Origin of the sequence: Nocardioides sp. (assembly GCF_047607185.1) — a bacterium.
Classification (GTDB): Bacteria; Actinomycetota; Actinomycetes; order Propionibacteriales; family Nocardioidaceae; genus Nocardioides.
In genome coordinates this window covers 1-4,323 of sequence record NZ_JASGDQ010000067.1, presented here as the reverse complement: position 1 = coordinate 4,323, position 4,323 = coordinate 1, and the positions used below count along the sequence as shown (strand labels likewise).

4 protein-coding genes are annotated in these 4,323 nt (G+C 70.1%); 3 read left to right on the top strand and 1 reads right to left on the bottom strand.

Annotation, left to right across the window (positions count from 1 at the left end; all coding sequences use genetic code 11):
- Positions 1-1,122, bottom strand: a 1,122-nt coding sequence (locus QM595_RS07695; protein WP_415170956.1) for an IS110 family transposase, incomplete at its 3' end; no start/stop codon positions are given.
- Positions 1,123-1,257: 135 nt separating this feature from the next.
- Between QM595_RS07695 and QM595_RS07690 the strand changes: the two genes are divergently transcribed.
- From QM595_RS07690 to QM595_RS07680, 3 genes are read left to right on the top strand one after another with little or no spacing between them, the layout of a single operon-like run.
- Positions 1,258-3,186, top strand: coding sequence for an anthranilate synthase family protein (locus QM595_RS07690; protein ID WP_415170955.1), 1,929 nt, complete (start codon positions 1,258-1,260; stop codon positions 3,184-3,186).
- Between the two features lie 41 nt (positions 3,187-3,227).
- The gene (locus QM595_RS07685; protein WP_415170954.1) at positions 3,228-3,779 is read left to right on the top strand and encodes an anthranilate synthase component II; all 552 of its coding nucleotides are present in this window, start codon (positions 3,228-3,230) and stop codon (positions 3,777-3,779) included.
- 44 nt (positions 3,780-3,823) lie between these two features.
- Positions 3,824-4,234, top strand: a complete 411-nt coding sequence (locus QM595_RS07680; protein WP_415170953.1) for a hypothetical protein — start codon at positions 3,824-3,826, stop codon at positions 4,232-4,234.
- Positions 4,235-4,323: the final 89 nt, after the last annotated feature.

The window sequence follows — 4,323 nt, the reverse complement described above, 5'->3', positions numbered from 1 at the left end:
TCCGGTCGCGGTACATCCGCACCGCCCTGGCCATCGTCTCCTCGTCATACTTCCTCGCTGCAGGCACGAGCCGATCTTCCTTCCGTGGGTCTCTTCAGACCCTCCGACTCGCCCAGGGCGGTTCAACTTGACCCAGCGTTGGTGCAGACGCCGGTTGCCCTCATCGCCCCGTGCTCGGGCGGCGGCGGGTGCGAGGTCCCAGCGGGCGCGCATGGTGGCGCCGATGGTGTAGCGGGGCCGGTGGTGCCAGGCGGCCTCGACGAGCAGTCTGCGGGCGTGAGTGTTGCCGGCCTTGGTGATCGGTCCCTGGGAGCGTGAGGCCCCTGAGGACTGCTCGGAGGGGACCAGCCCGACGAACGAGCCGATCGAGTTGCCGGTGAACCGGTGCCAGTCACCGATCTCGACAGCGAGTGCGAACCCGGTCAGGGTGCCGATCCCGCGCAGGCAGCCGAGCCTGCGCACGATCGGGGTGAGCTCTGAATCGGCGGCCATCGCTGCGATCTGCTCGTCGAGACGGTCCCTGCGAGCGGTCACCGTGAGTACCGCGTCGTAGTCGGAGTCGAACCTCAACCGGGTCGCGGTGGTGGTGAGCTGGGGCAGTGCTTCGGTGCGTAGCCAGCGGTCGTGTCTGCCGGTCCACGGGTTCCCGTCGTAGTAGACGATGCCGTGGCGCAGCAGGAGCTTGGAGAGCCGGTGCCTGGCACGCATCAGGTCACCACGAGCGTCCTCACGCGCCCGGACCAGATCACGGGCCGCTTCCTGATCCACTGACGGAACCGCGACCGGGGTGATCTCGTCGATCCGCAGCAGCCGTGCGAGGTGGACCGCGTCCTTGGCGTCGGTCTTGACCCGGTCACCGGCCGGCCGCTGCAGCTTGGACGGTGCGATGACCTCACACCGGATCCCTGCCGCGCTCAGATGCCGGTACAGCCCGAACCCGGTCGGGCCGGCCTCATAGGCCACCGCGACCGGGCCTGGCAAACCCCTCAGCCAGGACCGGACATGGTCATACGACGGGGTCAACGTGGTCTGGAACAGCTCGCCCGTGACGCCGTCGATCGCTGCTGCCGCGACCGACCTTGCGTGCACGTCGAGCCCAACACTCGTACGCTCAGTGAACACCGGGGCCTCCCACAATGTCGGATAGGCCGGGCAAGGGACTTCTTGTCCGGCAACCCACGAATCTTGTGAGTGAGGCCCCGGCCCGCAACCCCCATCACCGCGAGGGGGTCACGTCATACCGTCTAGCCTTGCCCCATGACCACGCTCTTCCCGGATGCCCAGGCCGCGATCGACGCGATCTGCGAGCACGAGGCGTGGGCCCTGATCAGGCGCTCCACCCGGAGCGGCGACCGGGACACCATCGGGGCGGTCGGCGGCCGCCGCTGGGTCGCCGAGTCGCTGCTCGACATCCCGCTGGAGACCGGCGCCCCCGCCGACAGCCACGTCGCCGACCGGCTGGTCGCGGTGCCCTTCCGCCAGGTCCGCGAGCGCGGCTTCGAGGCGCACGACGACGGCACTCCGCTGGTCGTCGTCGACATCGAGACCGAGTTCGAGCTCTCCGTCGCCTCGGTCGTCGAGGCGCTGCCGGTGGGCGAGATCGAGTTCCGCGACCGAGGCGGGTTCGAGACCTCCGACGCCGACTACGAGAAGGTCGTCGAGGCGATCATCAACGACGAGGTCGGTCAGGGCGAGGGCGCCAACCTGGTCATCGGCCGGCACTACCGCGCCGTGGTCGCCGATTGGAGCACCGAGAAGGCGCTGACCGTCTACCGCCGGCTGCTGGAGCGCGAGCGCGGCGCCTACTGGACCTTCTGCTTCTTCACCGGCGACCGCTACCTCATCGGCGCCTCGCCCGAGCGCCACCTCTCCCTGGTCGACGGCAACGTCCGGATGAACCCGATCTCGGGCACCTTCCGGCTCCCCGCGCTGGCCGCCGAGACCACCGAGGCCGCCGTCGCCGAGCTCAAGCCGCGGCTGCTCGACTTCCTGCGCGACGAGAAGGAGATCTACGAGCTCTTCATGGTCGTCGACGAGGAGCTGAAGATGATGTGCGACATCTGCAGCGGCGGCGGCACCGTGCTCGGCCCGTTCCTCAAGCCGATGTCACGGCTGATCCACACCGAATACCTCCTCGCCGGGCAGACCGACCGCGACCCCCGCGAGGTGCTGCGGGACACCATGTACGCCGCCACGGTGACCGGCTCGCCGGTCGAGAACGCCTGCCGACTGATCAAGGAGTACGAGTCCGAGGGCCGTGGCTACTACGGCGCCGCGCTGGCGATCCTCGGGCGCGACGCGACCGGCGCCCCGGTGGTCGACAGCCCCATCGTGATCCGGGCGGCCGACGTGTCGGTCTCCGGCGAGCTGAAGGTGACCGCCGGCGCGACCCTGGTGCGCGACAGCGACCCGGCCTACGAGGTCGCCGAGACGCACGCCAAGGCCGGCGGCATCCTGGGTGCCTTCGGCCTGGTGCCGCCCGCCCCGGCCGCGTCCGGGCTGGGCGTCGCCGAGGTGGTCGCCGACGAGGACGTGCTGCTCGAGCTCAACCGCCGCAACCGCCGGCTGTCGTCGTTCTGGCTCACCGACCAGGCCGACAGCGACCCGGACCCCCGGCTGGCCGGCAAGTCGGTGGTCATCCTCGACGGCGAGGACGACTTCGTGAAGATGCTGCGCCACGTGCTGCGCGTCTTCGGGATGCCGTCTGCGGTGGTGCGCCACGAGGACTACGTCGAGGGCTGCCTCGACGGCTACGACCTGGTCATCGTCGGCCCGGGTCCCGGCGACCCGCGCGACGACGCCGACCCGAAGATGGCCAACCTGCGGGCCGCCGTCTCCTCGCTGCTGGCGACCTCCCGGCCGTTCCTGGCGGTCTGCCTCGGCCACCAGACGCTGTGCCACCAGCTCGGCATCCCGCTGTTCTACAAGGACATCGTCTTCCAGGGCACCCAGTCGCCGATCCGGTTCCTCGGCCGCACCGAGCGGGTGGGCTTCTACAACACCTTCGTCGGCCGCGCCGACGACCTGCCCGAGGGCGTCACCGTCGACGCCGACCCAGACTCCGGCGACATCCACGCGCTGCACGGACCGCACTACGAGGGCGTCCAGTTCCACGCCGAGTCGATCCTCTCCGAGCACGGCTACGACCTCCTCCACACCCTGGTCTCCCGGCTCCTGCTGGACTAACTGGTGGCAGATGGCGCTCCTTCGACGCTTCGGCGTGGCAGATGCCACCAGTTAGCGAGCGCGTGGTGGTGGTGGACCACGACGACTCCTACACCTGGAACCTGGTCCACCTGATCGCCACGGTGACCGGCTCGCTGCCGGACGTGGTCAACCACGCCGCCGGTGCCGAGCTGTCGTCGTACTCCCATGTGGTGCTCTCGCCCGGGCCGGGGCACCCCGAGGAGTACGACTGGTCGGTACTGGACCTGGGCAGGCCCGTGCTCGGCGTCTGCCTGGGGATGCAGGGGATCGTGACGCGCTTCGGCGGCACCGTCGCGCGCGGGATGCCTGCCCACGGCGAGGTGGCGCGAATCGAGCACGCCGGCCGCGGGGTGTTCGCCGGGCTGCCGCCGGGCTTCGCGGCGGTGCGCTATCACTCGCTCGTCGCCACCGCGCTGCCCGACGCGGTGGTGGCCACCGCGTGGACCGACGGCGTGGTGATGGGGGTGCGACACACCTCGCTGCCGATCGAGGGCGTCCAGTTCCACCCCGAGTCGATCCTGTCCGAGCACGGTGAGAGGCTGATCGCCAACTTCCTCGGGAGCGCCTTGTGAAGGATTCGTGGTGCTCTGACACCACGAATCCTTCACAAGGCGAGGTGGAGTCCGTCTTCGCCGAGGTGGCGCGCTCCCACGCGCGGGTGGTGTGGCTCGACGGCGGCGGCGCCCGCAACTGGTCGCGCGGCACCTCGCTGCTCGGCTGGCTCGACGACGACGACGTCTCGCTCACCTACTCCGCCGCCCGGCGGGAGGTCACCCGTCACCGGTCCGGCCGCTCCGAGGTCGTCGGCGACGACATCTTCGACGTCCTGGCCGCCTCAGCGGCGGAGGGCGGCCAGTGGTTCGGCTACCTCGGCTACGCCTCGCGCCCCGATCTGCCCGCCTCGCCGTCCACCGATCTCCCCGACGCGGTCTGGATGAGACCGACCCACCTCCGCCTCTTCCCCCATCGCCGAGTCGGCAGAAGTGCGGGTCTCAGACCTGCCGAGTCGGCGCTAGTGCTGGTCTGAGACCTGCCGAGTCGGCAGAAGCGCTGCTCTGAGACGTGCCGAGTCGGCAGAAGTGCTGCTCTGAGACGTGCCGAGTCGGCAGAAGTGCT

What these genes read in the sequence shown, in the direction of transcription:
- QM595_RS07685 (WP_415170954.1), top strand. Translation starts at nt 3,228, where the DNA reads ATGCCACCAGTTAGCGAGCGCGTGGTGGTGGTGGACCACGACGACTCC.
- QM595_RS07690 (WP_415170955.1), top strand. Translation starts at nt 1,258, where the DNA reads ATGACCACGCTCTTCCCGGATGCCCAGGCCGCGATCGACGCGATCTGC.